The 20,056-nt window shown below is 55.3% G+C and carries 16 protein-coding genes; 4 read left to right on the forward strand and 12 right to left on the reverse strand.

From position 1 onward, the window contains the following. The first annotated feature begins 68 nt into the window (after positions 1 to 68). Positions 69 to 1,190, forward strand: coding sequence for an ATP-dependent RecD-like DNA helicase (locus tag RBB44_RS12945; protein WP_306147756.1), 1,122 nt, complete (start codon positions 69 to 71; stop codon positions 1,188 to 1,190). Here the strand turns inward: RBB44_RS12945 and RBB44_RS12950 are convergent. After that, positions 1,174 to 1,815, reverse strand: a complete 642-nt coding sequence (locus tag RBB44_RS12950; protein ID WP_306147757.1) for a TetR/AcrR family transcriptional regulator — start codon at positions 1,813 to 1,815, stop codon at positions 1,174 to 1,176. The two genes, RBB44_RS12945 and RBB44_RS12950, sit on opposite strands and share 17 nt — an antisense overlap. A gap of 454 nt (positions 1,816 to 2,269) precedes the next feature. On the opposite strand from RBB44_RS12950, the gene RBB44_RS12955 reads away from it, so the two are divergent. Next, on the forward strand, positions 2,270 to 4,699 hold the full coding sequence (locus RBB44_RS12955; RefSeq protein WP_306147758.1) for a Tex family protein: 2,430 nt from the start codon (positions 2,270 to 2,272) through the stop codon (positions 4,697 to 4,699). Between the two features lie 15 nt (positions 4,700 to 4,714). On the opposite strand, the gene RBB44_RS12960 is transcribed toward RBB44_RS12955, so the two are convergent. The 8 genes from RBB44_RS12960 to RBB44_RS12995 all read right to left on the reverse strand — a co-directional run bounded on the left by RBB44_RS12960 (position 4,715) and on the right by RBB44_RS12995 (position 15,124). Next, positions 4,715 to 5,956 (reverse strand): FAD-binding oxidoreductase, encoded by a 1,242-nt coding sequence (locus RBB44_RS12960; RefSeq protein ID WP_306147759.1) that lies wholly within the window; start codon positions 5,954 to 5,956, stop codon positions 4,715 to 4,717. A 68-nt stretch (positions 5,957 to 6,024) separates the two neighbouring features. Continuing rightward, entirely contained in the window at positions 6,025 to 6,723 is a 699-nt protein-coding gene (locus RBB44_RS12965; protein WP_306147760.1) for an MIP/aquaporin family protein, read from the reverse strand. A gap of 11 nt (positions 6,724 to 6,734) precedes the next feature. After that, complete coding sequence (locus tag RBB44_RS12970) at positions 6,735 to 7,226, reverse strand: arsenate reductase ArsC (protein ID WP_306147761.1); 492 nt, start codon at positions 7,224 to 7,226, stop codon at positions 6,735 to 6,737. 26 nt (positions 7,227 to 7,252) lie between these two features. After that, positions 7,253 to 7,606, reverse strand: a complete 354-nt coding sequence (locus RBB44_RS12975) for a helix-turn-helix transcriptional regulator (protein ID WP_306147762.1) — start codon at positions 7,604 to 7,606, stop codon at positions 7,253 to 7,255. A 209-nt stretch (positions 7,607 to 7,815) separates the two neighbouring features. After that, positions 7,816 to 9,420 carry an ABC transporter substrate-binding protein gene (locus RBB44_RS12980; RefSeq protein WP_371932246.1) on the reverse strand — a complete coding sequence of 535 codons (1,605 nt, stop codon included), beginning with the start codon at positions 9,418 to 9,420 and terminating at the stop codon, positions 7,816 to 7,818. Between the two features lie 176 nt (positions 9,421 to 9,596). Then, a complete protein-coding gene (glpK, locus tag RBB44_RS12985) occupies positions 9,597 to 11,090 on the reverse strand; it encodes a glycerol kinase GlpK (protein WP_306147764.1) in 1,494 nt (497 codons plus the stop codon). An 82-nt stretch (positions 11,091 to 11,172) separates the two neighbouring features. Next, the gene (gene glpD, locus RBB44_RS12990; RefSeq protein WP_306147765.1) at positions 11,173 to 12,693 is read right to left on the reverse strand and encodes a glycerol-3-phosphate dehydrogenase; all 1,521 of its coding nucleotides are present in this window, start codon (positions 12,691 to 12,693) and stop codon (positions 11,173 to 11,175) included. A gap of 160 nt (positions 12,694 to 12,853) precedes the next feature. Then, the gene (locus RBB44_RS12995; RefSeq protein WP_306147766.1) at positions 12,854 to 15,124 is read right to left on the reverse strand and encodes a mechanosensitive ion channel domain-containing protein; all 2,271 of its coding nucleotides are present in this window, start codon (positions 15,122 to 15,124) and stop codon (positions 12,854 to 12,856) included. A 274-nt stretch (positions 15,125 to 15,398) separates the two neighbouring features. Between RBB44_RS12995 and RBB44_RS13000 the strand changes: the two genes are divergently transcribed. Next, complete coding sequence (locus RBB44_RS13000; RefSeq protein WP_306147767.1) at positions 15,399 to 16,514, forward strand: DUF2336 domain-containing protein; 1,116 nt, start codon at positions 15,399 to 15,401, stop codon at positions 16,512 to 16,514. On the opposite strand, the gene RBB44_RS13005 is transcribed toward RBB44_RS13000, so the two are convergent. The 3 genes from RBB44_RS13005 to fliI all read right to left on the reverse strand — a co-directional run bounded on the left by RBB44_RS13005 (position 16,515) and on the right by fliI (position 18,894). Next, positions 16,515 to 16,958: a paraquat-inducible protein A gene (locus tag RBB44_RS13005; protein WP_306147768.1), complete on the reverse strand. Its 444-nt coding sequence runs from the start codon at positions 16,956 to 16,958 to the stop codon at positions 16,515 to 16,517. Positions 16,959 to 17,129: 171 nt separating this feature from the next. Continuing rightward, positions 17,130 to 17,540 carry a flagellar export protein FliJ gene (gene fliJ, locus RBB44_RS13010; RefSeq protein ID WP_008193062.1) on the reverse strand — a complete coding sequence of 137 codons (411 nt, stop codon included), beginning with the start codon at positions 17,538 to 17,540 and terminating at the stop codon, positions 17,130 to 17,132. Positions 17,541 to 17,568: 28 nt separating this feature from the next. Further along, entirely contained in the window at positions 17,569 to 18,894 is a 1,326-nt protein-coding gene (fliI, locus tag RBB44_RS13015; RefSeq protein WP_209179816.1) for a flagellar protein export ATPase FliI, read from the reverse strand. A gap of 373 nt (positions 18,895 to 19,267) precedes the next feature. Between fliI and ctrA the strand changes: the two genes are divergently transcribed. Continuing rightward, positions 19,268 to 19,960 carry a response regulator transcription factor CtrA gene (gene ctrA, locus RBB44_RS13020; RefSeq protein ID WP_008194123.1) on the forward strand — a complete coding sequence of 231 codons (693 nt, stop codon included), beginning with the start codon at positions 19,268 to 19,270 and terminating at the stop codon, positions 19,958 to 19,960. The last annotated feature ends 96 nt before the right edge of the window (positions 19,961 to 20,056 follow it).

A 20,056-nucleotide genomic window follows, 5' to 3' on the forward strand; every position in this document is an offset into this window, starting at 1 on the left:
TTTCCCTTGGCGCGCACTGCCAAATCAGGTTATGGAGGCAGCTCGATTGTAGATCCCGGAGATACGATTTGGCTTGGTCGCCTCAACAAGACACCGCCTTGAAGGACGCCGCAGCTTGGCTGAAACGCGGCGACCGGCAGGTATTCAGGCTGTTCGGGTTTGCAGGCACCGGAAAGACCACGCTAGCGCGGCATCTGGCTGAGGACATTGACGGAGACGTCTGCTTCGGGGCTTTCACAGGCAAAGCAGCACATGTTTTGCGCCAAAAAGGCTGTGAAGATGCCGGCACCATTCATTCCCTGATCTATCGCCCCCGTTCCGCCAAGGAAGAAGAAGCCGTCGATGACGATGAGGAAGACGCCGGCCCGCAGTTTGCCATCAAGCGGGACAGTGCGGCGGCCACGGCCCGGCTGATCGTTATCGATGAATGCTCTATGGTCGACGAGGAGCTTGGCCGCGATCTTCTGTCGTTCGGCACGCCTGTTCTGGTTCTAGGCGACCCGGCGCAGCTCCCACCAGTTAAGGGCGGAGGCTTTTTCACGGAGGCCGAGCCGGACATCATGTTGACGGAAGTCCATCGCCAGGCGCAGGACAATCCCATTGTTCGCATGTCGATGACCATCCGCGACGGCGGCAAATTGGACTACGGTGATTTCGGCGAGAGCAAAGTGATCAACCGCCGCCAGATCGACAAGGATCAGATCCTTACCGCCGATCAGGTTTTGGTCGGGACGAACAAGACGCGTCGGCTCTACAACAGCCGCATTCGTGAACTGAAGGACTTCACTACGCCGATGCCGGCCGTTGGTGACAAACTGGTTTGCTTGCGCAACGACAAAACCAAAGGTTTGCTGAATGGCGGCCTCTGGACGGTGAAACGCCTGCGGCAGCCGCGCGGAAACACCTTGCGCTTCGACGTGGTGTCGGAAGACGAGCTCATCAAAACGGCGGTGAAGGTCAAGGTTCTTCCGGCCATGTTCGAGGACGGGGCTGAGAGCATTCCATACGCCATCCGGCGCAAGGCGGATGAATTCGATTTTGGTTACGCCCTGACGGTTCACAAGGCGCAAGGGTCACAATGGGACGATGTCGTGCTGTTTGACGAAAGCTGGGCCTTCCGTGAGCACCGGGACCGCTGGCTTTACACGGCCGTGACCCGCGCGGCCGAACGGATCACTGTCGTAAAGTGAATTCTGGAAAATCTTCGAAATCAAACGGTGTTGCAGAGGGCAATGCCTTGACCGCCGTTTCGACAAACTGGTCTATCCGGACCTTATTTGCTCCGGTTCGAGCCAGAATGGACACGGCCCCAAGCTGACCATCGACGTAGGTCGCCAGGGCATCGATGTCAGCGTCGTCTCCCAACTCGCCAGAGTCGACGGCCTTCAACAAGCGGGTCCGGATACCCTCGTATCTCGTCTGCCCCAGATCCGACAACAGAACCTTGTGCTTTTCTGTTCCATAGGCGTTTTCAACCTGTGCGTTGAAAAGGAAACAGCCCAGCGGCGTGGCCTTGTCCGCGGCAAGATACCCGACGGTCTGGATAAGGTTCCGAATATCGATGAGATAGTGTTTTTCAGCCCTCATCAACGGGCCAAAAACCGTATCGCCGTAGCAGTCGAAATAATGCAGAAGCGATTTTTCAAACATCGCTTCCTTGTCACCAAAAGCGGCATAGAGACTGGGCTTCGCCATCCCCGAAGCATCGACAAGATCATTCATGGATGTCGCCTTGTAGCCGTTCTGCCAGAACGCGCGCATGATGCCATGTAAAGCGTCTTGCGTTTCCGTTTTCCGCGGTCGGCCTCTTGTCACACCCACATCTCCACTTGCCAATGTCTGCTCACAACGTCAGCGTCCAAACCAACGATGAGCCGAAAGAACCAACTCTCTTCGAACGCACTTTGTTTTCCAACGCGCAAAGCAGCATTATTCGCTATTCAGCACTGTTGAAACTACCAAATAACAGCGGCGCAAGAATACGCAAAACTAAGCAAATCGTTCGATTGTTGAAATTTTACGCAATATTACCGACCAATTGCCGAACAAAACTGCACTCTTTACGCGATTTTTATCAAATATCCATCTTGAGTTTTTGCGGTCCAGGTCTGTTGCTGGGCGTTCAATGGTTTCCGATTTGGAAGCGCATGGCGATCGACACACCAGATATCGAGAATTGCCAGTGGATCATAGATCGGACCTCTTTTGCGCGGAGAGTGTCCGAATTATCGTCCCTGTCTCGTTTCCAGTCCTGAAAGTGTAGACCCAGATGACAAGCGTCGCTGCTCCAGACCCGACATCCCAGAAGTCCGCAAATTCCCTCCCCGCAGAAACGGCGCTGCGGATCGCAAGAAGAATTGCAGACGAAATCGGCTGCCAGGCCGGTCAGGTGAATGCAACTGTTCAGCTGCTGGACGAAGGATCGACAGTGCCGTTCATCGCCCGGTACCGGAAAGAGGCCACTGGCGGACTGGACGACAGCCAACTGCGCAAGCTCGAGGAGCGGCTGATTTACCTGCGCGAACTTGAAGACCGGCGCGGTGCCATCACCCGGTCCATCGATGAGCAGGGCAAGATGACCGAGGCCCTCGCTGCAAGCATTCAGGCAGCCGAGACCAAGTCGCAGCTCGAAGACATCTACCTGCCCTTCAAAAAGAAGCGCCGCACCAAAGCTCAGATTGCGCGGGAAGCCGGACTGGAACCGCTCGCGGACCTGCTGCTGGCCGATCCAGGAAAAACACCGGAAACGGAAGCTGCAGGTTTCATCGACGATGCCAAGGGCGTTGCGGATACGAAAGCCGCGCTTGACGGCGCGCGCCAGATCCTCATGGAACGGTTTGCAGAAAATGCCGAGCTCGTCGGACGGCTGCGCCGGTATATGGAAGAGCGCGGTGTGGTACAGTCGAAGCTGATCGACGGCATGGGCGACAAGGGTGCAAAGTTCGCCGATTATTTCGACTATTCGGAGAGCTGGTCCAAAATCCCGAGCCACCGGGCGCTTGCCCTTTTCCGTGGCCGCAATGAAGGCATTCTGTCTGTCGATCTGACAGTCGACGCCGATGATCCGGCGCCGATCCTGCCAGCCGTGAAGATGGTCGCAGACACCTACGGCATCGCCGATCGAGGCCGCCCGGCCGACAAATGGCTGATGGATGTCGCCCGCTTTGCCTGGAAGGTCAAACTAGCCCTTCATCTGGAACTCGACCTGATGGGTGTCCTTCGGGACAAGGCGGAAGAAGAAGCCATTCAGGTGTTTGCCAAGAACCTCAAGGATCTGCTGCTTGCCGCTCCTGCCGGCTCAAAAGCAACGCTCGGCCTGGACCCGGGCATCCGGACCGGGGTCAAGGTTGCCGTGGTCGACGAAACCGGCAAGCTGATCGACACCGCAACGATCTATCCATTCCAGCCGCGCAATGATCTTTCCGGATCCCGCAACACACTTCTGGCACTGATTGCAAAGCACAAGGTCGGCCTGATCGCCATCGGCAACGGTACGGCGAGCCGGGAGACCGACAAGCTGACCGGCGACGTCCTGGCCGATGTTCCGGCGGCTCAGCGACCGGTAAAGGTGATCGTCAACGAGGCAGGTGCGTCGGTCTATTCCGCGTCGGAATTGGCCGCGAAGGAAATGCCGGACGTTGATGTCTCCCTGCGCGGGGCCGCGTCGATTGCCCGGCGCCTCCAGGATCCTTTGGCAGAACTCGTCAAAATCGAGCCGAAGTCCATTGGTGTTGGGCAGTACCAGCATGACGTCAACCAGACGAAACTTGCCCGTGCCCTGGATGCAGTTGTCGAAGACGCGGTGAACGCAGTTGGTGTTGATCTCAACACCGCCTCGCCGGCGCTTCTTTCCCGGATTTCCGGTCTGTCCGATAGCCTTGCAAAAGCGGTCGTTGAACATCGCGATACAATCGGCCGGTTTGACAAGCGCTCGCAGTTGAAGGACGTACCGCGTTTGGGTGCAAAGGCGTTTGAACTCTGCGCCGGCTTCCTGCGCATCAACGATGGAGCCGAACCTCTCGATTCGTCCTCGGTTCACCCGGAAGCCTATCCGCTCGCCAAGCGCATCGTGAAAGCCTGTGGCCGGGATGTTCGCCAGTTGATGGGCGACAGCAGCATTCTGCAGAACCTGGAACCGAAAGACTTCATCGACGAGAAATTCGGATTGCCAACAGTCAAGGACATCCTGTCCGAACTTGAAAAGCCGGGCCGCGATCCGCGCCCCGAATTCAAGACCGCAGCCCTTCAGGATGGTGTCGAGGAAATCTCGGATCTGAAACCGGGCATGAAACTGGAAGGCACGGTGACCAACGTCACGAACTTCGGTGCCTTCGTTGACGTAGGGGTACACCAGGACGGTCTGGTTCATGTCTCCCAGCTTGCGGACAAGTTCGTTGATGATCCGCACACGGTCGTCAAAGCGGGTGACATCGTCAAGGTCACCATTCTGGAAGTCGACATTCCGCGCAAACGCATTTCAATGACAATGAAGTCACAGGCCGATTATCAGGGACAAAAGGAACGGAATGCGCAAAACCGGTCGGGTGGTGCTGGCGGGAAAGGATCAGGTGGTGGCCGGGGCCCGGCTAACGCCTCACGCGGTGGCAAGGGCGGCCCTCAAAAGTCCTCCGGCAATGACGGCGGAAACAACGCCATGGCCGCGGCTCTTGCGGCAGCCATGAACAAGAAGCGTAAGTAGCAACTTTGGTACTTGTCAAAACCGGTCGGCGCGAAATGGATTCGGGTCGACCGAAGGCGCTGCACCGTCGATCATGTCGGTGATCATCTCCCCGGTCACTGCGGCTTCCGTCAGACCATGATGGGCATGACCAAAGGCGTAATAGACCCCATCAGCCTGTAGCGCAGGACCAATGACAGGCAGACTGTCTGGAATAGACGGACGGAAGCCCATCCAGCGCTTGCCCCCTTCAGTCTTCAGATCCGGAAAGAAGCGTCGCGCTTTGGCAACCATGGCATCAACCCGCTTCCAGTTCTCAGGCAGGTCCAATCCGCCGAACTCGACGGCTCCGCCGACCCGCAATCCCGTGGACAGGGGCGACAGGACAAAACCATGTCCTGGCAACATGATGAAGCGGTTGACGGTGACACCGGGCTCCGGGATCGTGATGTTGTAGCCTCGCTCTGTATCCAATGGGATCTTGTCACCAAGTTGTGCCGCAAGTTTTTTGGACCAGGCACCACAAGCGATGACCAACCGATCCGGATGAGCGGTTCGGCCATCTGCAAGCGTCAATTCCGGGCCTGAAGAGCCGGACTGAACGTTCACGACATCCCCGACATCGAAAGAAACGCCCTGGCTTTTCAACCAATCGGCCAGAGACAGGCACAACAGTTTCGGATCATCAACCTGCGCCCATTCTGGTACGAGGGCACCGCCCACAACGCGATCAGACAATGCCGGCTCCATGTCTCTGATCGCCGTAAGATCGAGCTCCTGAACATCAATGCCGAAGGCGCGCTGTTCCTCCCATCCCGAATGCGCATCTTTTAGTGAACTGGCGGTATCGAACAGCTCCAGACAACCATCCTTGCGCACTTGATTGTGCGTTCCGGAAACCCGCCACAAACGCTCCCACGACGGCCAGGCTTCGGCATTGAGTGCGGCCAAAGCCTCAGTGCTGCGTTTCATCTGGCTGTGATTGGAGGCCGCCATGAAACGGAGCATCCATGGCAAGATCTTGACGGCATAAGCCGGGCGAACAGTCAGCGGCCCAAGCGGATCCATCAACCATTTGATCGCCTGTTTCCAAAGGCCGGGACTCGCGAGCGGGGCGACATCAGTCCATGCAATCGCACCGGCATTGCCCTGGCTCGCGCCAGCCGCTGGTCCTTCGCGATCGAGGATTGTGACACGGTATCCGCGTTGCAGGAGATTTGCCGCCGTCGCCAGCCCAATGATGCCGGCTCCGACGATAGTGACGTCAGGTTTGCTCATGCATCCCTTCAATCAACCCAAACCGGATTTTGCAAGCCAAGTATCGGGTTTAAAGCGCGCGTTACCGGTTAAGCCTCAGAGGGTTTCAGGGCTTCCTTCTCCGACGTTTTTGATTGCAGGAGCCAAGAGAACACCGCAAGGGCAAGCGCCGCCCCGATCAGCTGGGCAACAATAAACCCAGGCACATCAACCGGCCGGATGCCTGCAAAGGTATCGGTAAACGCACGGGAGATCGCGACCGCCGGATTGGCGAAGGATGTGGAAGCGGTGAACCAGTAAGCTGCGGTGATGTAGAGCCCTACCAGCCACGGCACCGCATCAGCGCGGAACCGGATACCCGCCAAGATACTTGCAAGCAGGCCAAATGTGGCGACCACCTCTGCGACCCATTGGGCACCGCCGGTTCGAACCGTGGTCGATGCCTGCCAGACCGGCAATTCAAACATCACATGCGCGATCAGCGACCCGCAAATGCCGCCGAGGATCTGAACAGCGACATAGGCTGCGGCCACCGGAATTGTCAGTTCACGCTTCAACCAAAACACAAACGTGACCGCCGGATTGAAGTGCGCCCCCGAAATTGGTCCGAACAAGGTGATCAGGACCACCAAGATCGCACCGGTCGGGATCGTGTTGCCCAGAAGGGAGACCGCAACATCCTCGGACAAATTGTCTGCCATGATGCCGGACCCGACAACGGTTCCAACCAGCATCGCGGTTCCAAGCGCTTCAGCGACGAGACGCCGTGAGAGAGAGAATTCTGACATGAGGTGTAATCCTAGTCGTCGGCCGAGGCGCCGATAGCGGAGAGTTGGTTTTTTCCGTCAGCTGCGGAGAAGACATCATCGCCAAGCGCGAGCATCGCACCGATGCGGCGCTCAAGACGGTCATAAGCAAGGTCGAAAGCCTCAGCGCGGGTCGCATCATCGCCCTCAACGGAGGCCGGATCGGCAATACCCCAATGCACGACAAACGGATGCCCCGGCCAAACCGGGCAGGCCTCTCCGGCTGCACTGTCACAAACAGTGATGATCAGATCCATTTTAGGTGCACCCACACCGGCAAACTCTTCCCAGCTCTTCGATCTAAAGCCGTCTGTCGGCAGGTTCTTGCGCTGCAGGCAGGAGATTGCGTCGGGATTGACCATGCCCCGCGGTGTCGAGCCCGCTGAATACGTGTTGAATTTTCCCTCGCTCATATGGCGCAGGATCGCTTCGCCTAAAACCGAGCGCGCAGAATTGGCCGTGCAAACAAACAAGGCGTTACGCATATTAAGAAGCCCCACTTTTTCCGGTTCTAACACCGGTCCTTTTCAACGCTCACACTATCGCCGAGCATGGTCATGATCGGGGCGCACATTTCCGGGTTTCCGCCGCAACAGTCTTGCAGCAGATACGTTGTGAGCGCGCCCATGGCGGAGAGATCCGCGCGGTAATGGATTGAGCGCCCGTCCCGTTCGGCGTGCACAAGGCCGGAGCGGGACAGGGCGCTCAAGTGGGTCGATAGGGTATTCGGACGCACGCTGAGAGAATCTGAAATGGCGCCCGCTGCCATGCCTTCTTTTCCCGCTCTCACCAACAGGCGAAAGACGTCGAGGCGGGTTTCCTGACCCAAGGCCGCCAATGCTCTCAAGGCATCTTCTTTTTCCATATTTCGAGAATACTCGAATTATGGAAAAGTGCAACCCAAACTCCCGCCAAAAGAGAACCTCAAACGGAGGAGGCCGCCCAACATACCAATGGAAGATGGAAGAGTTTGGTTTGGAGACCAAACGCCAATAAAGAACTGATCTAAAACCGGCCAGCCGACATGACTCCCCAAACCCTGATGGGGCTAACTGTCTTTAATGGCGTTTGCGCTCAATCGGTCAGGTCTACGCCCTTAAACGAATGACCACCGAGCGGATCCATAACGTATCCGGTGACTTTCGCGGTCATCGGAACATAAGCCATAGAGTGCGCGATGGTCACCCAAGGGGCTTCTTCCTTGAAGATCCGTTGAGCCTCTTCATAAAGCCTTGCGCGTTCTGCAGTGTCAAATGTAGTTCGAGCCTTCTTGATCAGCTCTTCAAATGCGTTGTTACACCATTGCGCTCTGTTGGAACCCCCGACACGCTCACAACTCAAAAGTTCGCTCAAGAAGTTGTCCGGATCACCATTGCGACCGGTCCATCCGAATAGCACAGCACCCTGCCGATTAACGTCTTTCGACAACGACAAGTACTTGCCCCATTTATGGGAAATGATCTCAACACGCACACCAACCTTCTCCAAGTCAGCTTTGATGTATTCAGCCATCAAACGCGCATTCGGATTGTACGACCGCGGAACCGGCATCGCCCAGATCGTCAGGGAAAGATCTTCAATGCCGGCCGCGGCAAGCATTTCCCTGGCGAGTTCCGGGTTATAGGCATCGTCTTTGATCGCAGTGTTGTAGGACCAGACTGTCGGCGGGAACGGATTTTTCGCAACTTGACCGGCTCCCTGGTAAACCGCCCCAAGTATCTCCTGCTTGTTGATGGCGTGATACAGAGCCTTGCGAACCTCCTTGCGATCGAATGGAGGCACTTTGGTATTGTACGCCAGATAGCCGATGTTCAAGCTCGGCTGCTCCATCAAAGTCAGATCGCCGTCTGAGCGAATATCATCGATATCCGTCGGAGCCGGGCGTGACATCAGATGACACTCGCCCGCCTTGAGTTTTTGAAGCCGGACTGCTGCGTTCGGGGTGATTGCGAAAGTCAGGTTATCGATGGCTTGCTTGCCATCCCAGTAATCGGAATGCGCGGAGAAGCGAACGATCGCGTCTTCCTGGTAGCCAACAAAGGCGAAAGGCCCCGTGCCAACCGGCTGGACGTTCAACTGCTCTTTGGCACCCGCATCCTCAAGCTGATCAGCATATTCAGCTGACAAAATGGACGCGAAATCCATCGCAAGGTTTGCCAAAATCGGCGCTTCCGGGCGTGTCAGCACAACTTTCACTGTGTGGTCATCGACCTTGACGATGTCCTTGATGAACTCCGGCATGGACATAGCATCGAAAAACTCCCAAGCAGTGCCAGGCATGTAGGCGTGCCAGGAATGGCTTTTCTTACGCTGGCGCTCGAGAGAGAACAGCACGTCGTCAGCATTCAACTCACGGCTCGGCGTAAAAAATGGGGTGTTGTGGAATGCAACGCCTTTGCGGAGATAAAACGTGACCTCCCGCCCATCATCAGACACGTCCCAGCTCTCAGCCAAACCAGGTTCGACTTCAGTGGTTCCGGGTTTGAATTCGACCAAACGATTGTAGAGGGGCTTGGAAGACGCGTCGAACGTGATCGTTGAGGTATGAAGTGCTGGGTCAAAACCTTCTGGTGAGCCTTCTGAGCAAAACACCAGTGTCTTCGCTGCAGATCCCGAAGCGGTGGCCACTACCAAGCAAACACCCAGGACCGCGGACTTCAAAGTTCTCGAAACAGTCATCAAGCGCATCTCTTTTTTGAAAAAGCATAGCCCACAACCATCGGAACGTTCTCTTTGAGTAGAACTTGAGCCCTCAGGAAACAGGATTCCACGGTTCGAAAGATAACTAGATTCGACATGTTGGAAATGCGTAATTACGAAAAAGCCCCGGCAATGCCGGGGCCCTAACTGTCTGCCTAGTCCAGATTGGAGCGCGTTCTTCTGACCGCGTCATTCCAACCGGTCAGAAGCTGCTCCCGCCGATCCTGGTCAAGATTGGGTTCAAACCGTTTTTCCAGTTTCCATTTGGCTGAGAATTCCTTCTGGCCAGGCCAGATGCCTGCCCGACTTCCCGCGAGCCAGGCGGCGCCGAGGGCCGTGGTTTCAGCAACGGTCGGACGATCCACCGGCGCACCAAGGATGTCGGACAGGAACTGCATCGTCCAGTCGGACGCCGTCATGCCCCCGTCGACACGCAATACGGGCGAATGCGCATCCGGCCAGTCAGACTGCATCGCAGAGATGAGGTCACTGGTCTGATAACCAACACTTTGCAGAACCGAGCGGGCGATTTCCTTTGGCCCGGTGTTCCGGGTCAACCCGAACATCGCGCCACGCGCATCCGCGTCCCAGTATGGCGCACCGAGACCGACGAAGGCCGGGACCAGATAGACGTCCTGGTTTGGGTCCGCTTGTTCGGCAAGAGCCTGAGAGTCGGCCGCATTTTCAATGAGGCCGAGGCCATCACGGAGCCATTGGACCGCGGCACCTGCAATGAAAATCGACCCCTCGAGCGCGTATGTTGTTTCCCCATTCAGCCGGTAAGCAATCGTCGTCAACATCCGGTTTGCAGAGGCGACCGGGTTCGCACCCGTATTCATCAAGGCAAAACAGCCGGTCCCGTAGGTCGACTTAACCATGCCCGGTTCAAAACACGCCTGTCCCACAGTGGCTGCCTGCTGGTCCCCGGCAACACCAAGGATCGGCAACTCCCGCCCGAAGAGATCCGCCTTGGCCACCCCAAAATCATCCGCGCTGTCTTTGACGTCAGGAAGCAGGCTCATAGGGATTTTCAGAAGCTCGCAGAGCTCCGCATCCCACGTGTTGTCATGAATGTTGTAAATTAGCGTCCGGGACGCATTCGTCGCGTCAGTGGCATGTACCTCGCCTTCGGTCAAATGCCATATCAGCCAGCTATCAACCGTTCCGAACGCAAGTTCGCCGCGTTCGGCTCGTGCACGAACGCCGTCGACATTGTCCAAGATCCAGGCGATTTTTGTCCCGGAGAAATAAGGATCAAGCAGCAAGCCAGTCTTGGCTGTGAATTTTGCCTCTAGACCGTCTGCGCGGAGTTTTGCGCAAAAGTCGGCGGTCCGGCGGTCCTGCCACACGATCGCATTGTAGACCGGCTCACCGGTTTTACGCTCCCAGACCAGCGTTGTTTCACGCTGGTTTGTAATCCCGATCGCTGCAACATCGGCACCGTTGCCCGGTGCATTTGCCATCGCCTCGCGGCAAACACGGAGCGTGCTGGTCCAAATATCGGATGGTGAGTGCTCAACCCAACCAGACTTTGGAAAGTGTTGCGGAAACTCCTGCTGCCCGACACTTACCGGCTGAAAATCCTCACCAAAGACAATGGCACGGCTTGACGTAGTGCCCTGGTCAATCGCCAACACACATCCGGCCATGGCGCTCCTCCCAAATTTCATGCTTGTTGTTTTTTGAAAAACCGCCGAAGGCTCCCGGCGGTTCGGTCAGGTTTTGACAGTACTATGCAGCAGTGCCAACCAACTCCGCAAGATGAGCAGAGAGGTAGTTGTCGAGCGCGGCTGTTTCCACTTCGCTCAAACGCAAACCCAATTTGGTCCGCCGCCACAAGACATCTTCTGCGGTCCGGGCCCATTCGCGGCTGACGAGCCATTTCACTTCGGCTTCATAGAGATTGTAGCCAAACAGCTGACCAAGATCAGAAAGTTGCGCTGCCTTGCCCAGGATAGACCGGGCATCAGTGCCGTAAAGGCGGATCAGGCGCGTGGCGAAGGCCTTGTCGAGGAAAGGATAATGAGCCTTTAGCGCTGAGACTTCTTCATCAAAAGCCAGAACGTTGAAGTTTCCGCCCGGCAACACGTCCTGATCCGTCCACTCATCGCGTTTGAACGACAGATGTGGTTTCAGTTTTTCCAGAACGTGTTCGGATAGCTTCCTGTACGTTGTGATTTTACCGCCAAACACAGACAGAACGGCGGGTTTCTTGTCCCCGGCATCCAACTCAAGGACATAGTCGCGTGTGGCAGCCTTCGCATCTTTCGCGCCATCATCATAAAGTGGGCGCACGCCCGAATAGGTATGGACGACATCATCCGGAGTTACCGGCGTCTCGAGATATTCGCTCACCGCCTTGCACAGATACTCAACCTCGTCTTGAGAGATTTGCACCCTGCCAAGGTCATCCTGGTAATCAACGTCGGTGGTCCCGATGAGCGTAAAGTCATTTTCATACGGGATCGCAAATACAATCCGGCCATCTCCGTTCTGGAAAATGAAGCACCGGTCGTGCTCGAACTGACGCGGCACAATGATGTGGCTGCCTTTAACGAGGCGGATTGCCGACGAATTGTTTGCTCCGACGACCCCGCGCAACATTTCCGCAACCCAAGGCCCTGCAGCGTTGACCAAGACGGAGGCTGTCACGGTGCGCTCAGTGCCGGTCGATAGATCTTTCAGGACAACTTTCCAATGATCCCCCTCCCGGCGGGCGCTGACGCATTTTGTGCGGGTGAGGACTTCAGCCCCGCGATCGGCAGCATCGCGGGCATTCAGAACCACTAAACGCGCATCGTCGACCCAGCAATCTGAGTACTCAAAACCCTTCTTGAAAAGCTTTTTCAAACCCTTGCTGAAGGCCCCTTGATCCAGGGGTACGGTTTTTGTCGCCGGAAGAAGTTTCCGGCCGCCGAGATGGTCATACATGAACAAGCCGAGCCGCAGCAGCCACGCCGGGCGCAGGTCCTTGTGATGGGGCAGGATGAAACGCAGTGGCCAGGCGATATGCGGCGCCAGCTTCCAAAGGACCTCGCGCTCCTTCAGCGCTTTGCGCACCAAGTCGAACTCGTAATACTCAAGGTAGCGCAAGCCGCCATGGATAAGCTTGGTAGATGCAGACGAGGTTGCTCCCGCAAGATCCCCCATCTCAACAAGCATAACCGACGCGCCCCGACCGACAGCATCACGGGCGATTCCTGCACCATTGATCCCGCCACCAATTACCAAAAGATCGTAGTCCGCCGCCATGGTCCTCTAAGGCTCCGTATATTTCGCGCGATTTCAAAAACGAAAATAATTCGAAACCAGTCGAAAATCAATCACAATTCATTCACGCATAAGAAAAGCCCCTGCCAGAGGACAAGCCAGCCAGCAGAGGCTCAGAAAAATGCAAATGAGAAGTGTGCGGCTAGCGATCGCCATCCTCCGCCGGCGCGTCATCGGCGAGCGGTTTCGGTTTCTTGGCGGCCTTGGCTTGCGTGACCTTTGGCACATCATCCTGCGCATACGCTGGCGTTGCTGCATGATAGGTCACTTGCGGGAACGGAATTTCGATATTGCGCTCGTCAAAAACCTGTTTGACATACTCGTTATAAGCCCGGCCGACCGACCATTGATCACCTGGCGTGGTTTTGATCCGGGCACGAATGTCGATCGAACTTGCACCGAAGTTTGTGACCCCGTGCATTTCAAGATCTTCATATATCTTGGAACCGTAGTCGGTCGCCTTGAGACGCCGGAATGCTTCCTGCATCGCCTCTTTTGCCTCGGCGATATCTGTATCGTAAGAAACCCCAATCAAGGCCACGTGATACGAGAAACCGCGCATGAAATTGGACACCATGTCCACAGACGAGAATGGAATGATGTGTGTCGTCCCATTCAGATCGCGAATCCGGACAGATCTCACGGTAATGCCTTCAACAGTGCCGGTGATGCCTGCAACGGTCACAACATCTCCCTGGTTGATTGCATTCTCAATCTGAATGAAGGCGCCCGTGATGATGTCTTTAACCAGGGTCTGCGCGCCAAATGAAATCGCAAGACCCACCACACCGGCACCGGCAATCAGCGGGCCAATATCGATTCCGATTTCCGACAGTCCGAGCAAAACGGTCATCACGAGAATGACGACGGTCGCGGCATTCCGAAACAGTTGGAAAAGTGTTCGCTCGCGCGCGGTAACGATGTGACCGCGCCGCGATTGCAGACGCAGGTCAACCCAAGACATCAACGCCAACCAGATAGCGAAACCAACCAGAACAACAAGGAACGCGGACCCGTAGCTGCTGACGAGACGATTGCCGGTTTCAGACGACAACCAATCCAGAATGCTGAAGAGCCCCCAAACCTCAAAGAGCAGGAGAACAGTTGCGATAAAGACGAAAAATCGAACCAGCTTGAGAAGTCGCGGAACGAAGGCATTTAGCCGGTGTTGGAGTGCCGGAAGCTTTGCGTTCAGGTCATCGGGCAGTCGAATTCCGCCCTTTATGGCTCGGGTAACGATCAACGACAGCGCCATCCCTGCCATGATCGTGACAATCGACAGGACGGTCGCCCGCAAGATGATGGTTGTTGCATCAAACGGTCGCGTTACCCAGACAACAAAGATCGCGATGATGTAACCGAGCGCGCCAACATGCCAAAGCTTTCCAAGGTTGGATAGAGCCCTTTGCGCCAGATTACTCTGCAGCGTTTCCGCATATCCTTGCGTTCCTTCCCGCACCCGGACGCGGTTCCGCACAATCAGCACCATCAAGTAGATCATACCGCTGAGCACGATCAGAAAGCGAAGCGCATTCCCAAGAACAAACGAAACAGCAATGTTGGAAACGGGAACAAGCAAAAATATGCCGAAGTTGTTCCAGTACATATACAGACGAAGCCTTGTGTACCAATAAAGGGCATTCTGGTCGTCGAAGGGAAGCAATCGCAACTCCGGACGGCGCGGCGCAAACACAAACCGAAGCGCGACATTGGCCATTCCAGTTATGAAAAACGCATTGAGCGCAAGACTTTCCTGAATGGTGACGCCAGCTGCAAACCCGCCATACGCCAAAAGAGCAACAAAATAGCCAACGCCCAAACCGATTGCGACCGTGATGCCGTCAATCACGGTCGACAAAACCAGAATGGATGTCCGCATCAGCCCGCCACCATACCGCGCCTTGAGAGCGAGCCCGGCATACGCTTTTCGAGCAACCAACTGACCTGACCAGAAAGCCAAGTATGCGGCAATCAAGACCGCCGCAACCTGCACAAATACCGTCTGAACCCGATCCCACTTGATCGGGATATCCCCTTTGAGGATCAAATACAGTCCGTTCAGCGAATGCCCGGCCCTATCGAGGAAGATGCCAACTTCATCTGCAAGCTTGCGGGTGTATTCCCCCACCCTCAGCACAAAGCTCTCATTGGCCTCAACTGGTGTCGCCGTAGCGGGCTCGGACTGCGCGCCAGTTTGATCACTGCCGTTATCCGGCGTCTGCTGGTCTTCGCTCAGTTGTTTGATGAGTGCCGCGCGGGTATCAGGATCCTCTAAAATCTTGATCAGTGCATCACGCGCCTGGCTGATTTCGTCTGCTTGCTGGGTGGAATCAGCAGCGTCTTGCGCGATGGCCGCACCTGGAACAAGCATGAGAAAAATGATCAGGCAAAGGCTACGCATAAGGACGGTCATAAAGGCTTCCACCAGCACAGAATTATCGTTGGAAAGACAGTATGCTAGAGGTGACGTAGGCCCACGGCAATCCCGGTTCGGTGTCTTTAGCCGTTCGCTCAACAGAAGCCATGTCTGCTCCCGATCAGTCAATACATTGCGATTTATGACGATATACGTCGCAAAATATCAAGAGATATCCTAAATTTCCGCAAGGTCATCTTTAACTTTCGGACTAAATGGTAACGTATTAATAACAGTATGAAGCTTTCCTTCCGTGTTAAGAGGAGGAAAGATGTCAGTCACGCTGTTAAAACTTGCCGAGGAAGGTACAGATTCCGCACGGGCGGCGCTGTTCGGTGAGCTTTGCAGGCTCGTTACTGATGATCTGGACCAGCGCACCACACCGGAACTCACGATATTTGCTGAGGTAACGCTCAAGCTTTACAGCGACGCCACGGCCGACGACCGCGTGCGCCTCGCGCAGAAACTGTCAAACTGCCCAGACATACCCGATACGCTGGCCAAAAAAATCGCGGAAGATGATGCACCAATCGCATCCCCCCTCCTGGCGTCTTCTCCTGTCTTCTCACAGGAAGATCTTCTTCAGTTCATTCAAGAACTGAGCAATGCGCATCTGCAAGCCATTGCCCACCGTCCGGACCTCAGCTCTGAAGTCTCCGACGCACTTGCGCAAAAGGGTGATACCCCGATTCACCGTATCCTTGCCGGAAACCGGGAAATTCGATTGTCCCGAGATGCCATGGTTTGCCTCGTACGGCTTGCTGCCGAAGACACCAAAGTTCGGGAAAGCTTGTCGCATAGATCGGATCTGACGCCCGCGATCTGTCAGCAATTGCTGCCAATGGTCAATGAAGACGCAAAGAAGCGTTTGACGTCAATCATTCAAGGTGCCCTGTCACAGGAACAGCTCGATCAGATTGCGAAGATCAAGAAACTGAGACGGGAACTTGGGCATGCCTTGGACAATCACGATATGAGCTTGTTGTGGCCTGATGCACAACGCGCCGGTGCAACACCGGATGAGCTGATCACACTCTTGCTCCAGGACCAGCGATTTAACCACGTCATCGAGCTGATGAGCTTGCGTGGAAGGATCGCGCAAAAAGCCTTCAAGGACGCCGTTTTCAACGGAAAGCTGGAAACCGTCATGCGGACGGCTGCCCGTTGCGGCCTTCAACCTCAAACTTTTGCATTGTTTGTGAAAGCTCGGTGCGACCACCTTCGGATTCCGTCAAAGAAGGGTTCGAGCTGGATCGGCGCTTACGCTGCGCACCTTAAAGAGTTGGAAGCGTCTAAAGAGGGCCGGTGTTCTGACTTCCAGGCAAATCGCAAAGGCAGAAAATCAGACGCAGTTGCGACCGTTTCTAGCAGGCTCGCTTTTGCATAATCATCCTCCGGTCGCCCGCCGGCACAAGGCTGCAGCAAGTGCGGTCGCAACAGTAGCGCTGGCATAAAACCATAACCCCGGCAGGATCGAGGCGGCCGCCAAACCGCTGGTTTTCGCCGCGAAGAGGACCAGCGCGACAAGCATCACATCCAGCATGGACCACTTACTGAGCGTCGACAGCAATGCGAGCGATCTCAGCCGTGCGCCTGTTATCACCGCGACATGTACAACGATGATCTTTGCAGCAGGAAACACGACGGAAAACAACGCGATGATCACCGCTAGCGCTCCATCCCCTTCCAGCCACAAACCATGAATGACCGCTAGCAGAGACGGCCGCTCCTCCAGAAAATAGAGTTTTTCAATACTCATCAGCGGGAGGGTAATGCCGAGTGTGAATGAAAAAGTTGCGAATGGCAGGAGTAGTGCAATCATCAACCGCATATTGGTTGCTCCTGCAGAAGGTTTATTCAATTTCAGAAGACGATTTCGTCCCGCAATTTATGTCGTGAGAATAGTATTCCAAATATATCTTTATGAAGGCGAGTGGCTCACACAATTTATACGCCGTGGCCAAAACCGCCGCGGCGCCTGTTTCACAAACCGTTCCTGATCTCAGTATCTGGACCGTCCACGCGCCGCAACTTCATCAAGTTGTTCCTGCTCTGCGGCTTCCTGAGCGGTGCGTTCGCGCTGCTGATCCCGCTCTTCCAGCTGTTCGAACTTCTTCAGATCTTCAATAGCCTCACTGAGCTCGTCCTGAGCGCGTTGCAACTGATCGTCCAGTTCATGGGCCGAATTACGCAAATTGTCTCTACGATCAGCAGCAGCCTTTGCGAATGTCGGGTAGGCGAAATGACTGACGTCGGTAATCCCTGTCCGCTCCTGCTCGGTGCGAATCTGATCATCGAGCTCGTCTGCCATCCGGTTGAACTCGGATATCATGCTCTCGATCTGGGCGAGCTGCCGCCGTTTTTCGTCAACCTGAAACCGCTTCAAACGGATCAAACTGTCTCGGGTTTTCATTACTCAATACTCCCCTTACACGGGTAGTCTATCCCTGAGTCATTTCCAAAAGGTTGGCAAGCTGCGCATAACCTTCAAAAATTGTTGTCGACTCGTCTTTGCCCTGATTCAGGAAATCATCAATTGGCCCGAATCGAAAGATTGCCTCATCAACAGTCGGGTCCGATCCCCGCCTGTAGGCACCAAGCCGAATGAGTTCCTCCATATCCGTATAGGTGGAGAGAAGCTGCTTTGCCTTTCTCAAGACAGGTTGCTGCTCCGGAGGGACACAACGCGGCATGGTCCGCGATACAGATTTCAAGACATTAATTGCTGGATACCGTCCCCGTTCCGCGATCCCGCGCTCCATCACAACGTGCCCGTCCAGGATCCCGCGCACAGCATCCGCCACAGGTTCGTTGTGATTGTCGCCTTCCACAAGAACAGTGAAGAGCCCCGTAATCGAGCCTGATCCGGTTTTGCCGGGACCAGCCCGCTCCAGAAGGCGCGGCAATTCGGTGAAGACCGTCGGTGTATATCCTTTTGATGTCGGCGGTTCGCCGATGGAAAGGCCGATTTCCCGTTGCGCCATAGCGAATCGGGTTACCGAATCCATCATGCACAGGACTTTGTCGCCCTCGTCCCGGAAATGTTCTGCGACCGTCATAGCAAGATAAGCTGCCTGCCGCCGCATCAACACACTCTCATCGGAAGTCGCGACCACAACCACCGACCGGGCCAATCCTTCTTCGCCAAGATCGTCTTCAATGAACTCTTGCACTTCCCGGCCACGTTCACCGATCAACCCGATTACGGCCGTATCGCACTGAGTGTTTCGGGCCAGCATCGACATAAGCACGGATTTACCAACGCCCGAACCGGCGAAGATACCCATACGCTGACCTTCACAGCACGTAACGAAGGTATTGAGTGCCCGAACACCTAGATCCAGCGGCGGCCCCACTCGGGCCCGTTCAGAGGCCGGCGGAGGTGCGCTTCGCAATTTGCGAGGCAGACCGCCATTTGGAAGAGGTCCTTTACCATCAATCGGTTCACCAAGAGCATTAATCACTCGGCCAAGCCAGGCATTACTCGGATGAACAACGCTCTCCCGGGAGGTGATTACGGCCTTGCATCCCATCCGCACTCCTTCAAGACCGGAGAAAGGCATACACAGCGCGTGCCCTTCCCGGAAACCTACAACTTCTGCAGGAACCTGCGGGTTATCCTCACCACTGTCGATCAACAAACGGGATCCGACACTCATTTCGTGAATGGGTCCGGCAATCTCGACAAGCAGCCCCTGAACGGCGGCTACACGGCCATAAATTTCCGTAGCCATAAGCGAATCAATTTCCGCAAAAAGCGCCTTCACCTAAGAATCCTCTAACCATTAATGGTTTTGGTAACCGATCGTTTACGAGTCTGGTTAATCTTAACCTTTGAAAGGCAGACGAGCGAGGGTCATTTCTAAGTTAATCTGGCTTTGTTGAAAGGAATCTGAACGGAATCGGTTACGCCGGTTTCTTAACGCACCACTTTAAGAAAGATGAATCGGGATTCTTTCCGGGGATTCAATTAGTTGGTTGTTGTTCACAGAAACGTTCCAACGAGCCTTGCCGCTATGAAAGAGAATTTGTTAACCATTAACCGATAACAAATGAGTCGGGGTTAACAGCAGTCCTTCGTAGCAGGCGCCGACACAGCCGTTGCGACTTGCCCAGGAAAGGCAGAATAAGGGGATTGGCATGCGTGTATTGTTGATTGAGGATGATAACGCGACAGCGCAAAGCATCGAATTGATGCTGAAGTCCGAGAACTTCAACGTCTACACGACAGATCTTGGCGAGGAAGGTATCGACCTCGGCAAGCTGTACGATTACGACATCATTATGCTGGATCTGAACCTGCCGGACATGTCCGGGTACGAGGTTCTCCGCACACTTCGGGTCTCTAAAGTTAAGACACCGATCTTGATCCTGTCCGGTAACGCCGGCATCGAGGACAAGGTCCGTGGCTTAGGCTTTGGCGCCGACGACTACATGACCAAGCCGTTCCACAAGGACGAGCTTGTGGCCCGCATCCACGCGATCGTGCGCCGTTCGAAAGGTCATGCACAGTCCGTCATCGTCACTGGCGATTTGAAGGTCAATCTGGACACCAAGACAGTTGAGGTCGGTGGACAGCGTGTGCATCTGACCGGCAAAGAATATCAGATGCTTGAACTTCTCTCTCTTCGGAAGGGCACGACCCTGACCAAGGAGATGTTCCTGAACCACCTGTATGGCGGCATGGACGAACCCGAGCTGAAGATCATCGACGTCTTTATTTGTAAGCTGCGCAAAAAATTGGCCGCTGCGACGTCTGGAAAGAACTACATCGAAACAGTCTGGGGCCGTGGATACGTTCTGCGTGAACCGGATGTTGAGGCTGCTGCATAAACACGCGGCTCAATTAGATCGAAAAAACCCGGCTGAAATAGCCGGGTTTTTTATTGCTCAAAATAGAAGCGGCTGGATCGAGCTCCAGCCGCTTCC

This window comes from Roseibium sp. MMSF_3247, assembly GCF_030733765.1.
GTDB lineage: Bacteria > Pseudomonadota > Alphaproteobacteria > Rhizobiales > Stappiaceae > Roseibium.

What these genes read in the sequence shown, in the direction of transcription:
- RBB44_RS12960 (WP_306147759.1), bottom strand. Translation starts at nt 5,956, where the DNA reads ATGAGCAAACCTGACGTCACTATCGTCGGAGCCGGCATCATTGGGCTG.
- RBB44_RS13000 (WP_306147767.1), top strand. Translation starts at nt 15,399, where the DNA reads ATGTCAGTCACGCTGTTAAAACTTGCCGAGGAAGGTACAGATTCCGCA.
- RBB44_RS12955 (WP_306147758.1), top strand. Translation starts at nt 2,270, where the DNA reads ATGACAAGCGTCGCTGCTCCAGACCCGACATCCCAGAAGTCCGCAAAT.
- RBB44_RS12965 (WP_306147760.1), bottom strand. Translation starts at nt 6,723, where the DNA reads ATGTCAGAATTCTCTCTCTCACGGCGTCTCGTCGCTGAAGCGCTTGGA.
- glpD (WP_306147765.1), bottom strand. Translation starts at nt 12,693, where the DNA reads ATGGCGGCGGACTACGATCTTTTGGTAATTGGTGGCGGGATCAATGGT.
- ctrA (WP_008194123.1), top strand. Translation starts at nt 19,268, where the DNA reads ATGCGTGTATTGTTGATTGAGGATGATAACGCGACAGCGCAAAGCATC.
- fliJ (WP_008193062.1), bottom strand. Translation starts at nt 17,540, where the DNA reads ATGAAAACCCGAGACAGTTTGATCCGTTTGAAGCGGTTTCAGGTTGAC.
- RBB44_RS12980 (WP_371932246.1), bottom strand. Translation starts at nt 9,420, where the DNA reads ATGACTGTTTCGAGAACTTTGAAGTCCGCGGTCCTGGGTGTTTGCTTG.
- RBB44_RS12970 (WP_306147761.1), bottom strand. Translation starts at nt 7,226, where the DNA reads ATGCGTAACGCCTTGTTTGTTTGCACGGCCAATTCTGCGCGCTCGGTT.
- RBB44_RS13005 (WP_306147768.1), bottom strand. Translation starts at nt 16,958, where the DNA reads ATGCGGTTGATGATTGCACTACTCCTGCCATTCGCAACTTTTTCATTC.
- glpK (WP_306147764.1), bottom strand. Translation starts at nt 11,090, where the DNA reads ATGGCCGGATGTGTGTTGGCGATTGACCAGGGCACTACGTCAAGCCGT.
- RBB44_RS12995 (WP_306147766.1), bottom strand. Translation starts at nt 15,124, where the DNA reads ATGACCGTCCTTATGCGTAGCCTTTGCCTGATCATTTTTCTCATGCTT.
- RBB44_RS12975 (WP_306147762.1), bottom strand. Translation starts at nt 7,606, where the DNA reads ATGGAAAAAGAAGATGCCTTGAGAGCATTGGCGGCCTTGGGTCAGGAA.